1 protein-coding gene is annotated in these 606 nt (G+C 72.9%); it reads left to right on the top strand.

The features are described from left to right. A partial coding sequence (locus tag CCL05_RS43365; protein WP_244204633.1) for a sensor histidine kinase occupies window positions 1-558 on the top strand: 558 nt, incomplete at its 5' end. Between the last annotated feature and the right edge of the window lie 48 nt (window positions 559-606).

Here is a 606-nt window from a genome sequence, read left to right as displayed (position 1 = left end):
GACCTGCACGACGGCGCCCAGGCCCGGCTCGTCGCGGTCGGCATGGACCTGGGCACCATCGAGGCGCTCCTCGACAAGGACCCGGCCCAGGCCAAGGAGCTGATCGCGCAGGCCCGCAGGTCCTCGGTCGAGGCGCTGTCCGAACTGCGCGAGCTGGTGCGCGGCATCCATCCGCCGGTCCTGGCCGAGCGCGGACTGGGCGACGCCGTACGGGCGCTGGCGCTGCGGCTGCCGGTGGCCACCGAGGTGAACGTGGACCTGCCCGGGCGGGCGGAGGCGCCCGTGGAGTCGGCCGCGTACTTCGCCGTGAGCGAGGTGCTCACCAACGCCGTGAAGCACTCCGGCGCCGACCGGATCTGGGTCGACCTGCACCACGCGGACGGCCATCTGCGGGCGACCGTCACCGACAACGGGAAGGGAGGTGCGGTGATCGGGGCCGGTTCGGGGCTGGCCGGGGTCGAGCGGCGACTGGGTACATTCGACGGCGTCCTGGCCGTCGGCAGTCCCGCGGGCGGTCCCACCATGGTCACCATGGAGATCCCTTGCGCGTTGTCCTAGCCGAAGACCTGTTCCTGCTGCGCGACGGACTCGTCCGGCTGCTCCGGG

The organism is Streptomyces africanus (genome assembly GCF_002150735.1).
In the GTDB taxonomy this organism is placed as follows: Bacteria; Actinomycetota; Actinomycetes; order Streptomycetales; family Streptomycetaceae; genus Streptomyces; species Streptomyces africanus.
This window is presented reverse-complemented; position numbering and strand designations above follow the sequence as displayed.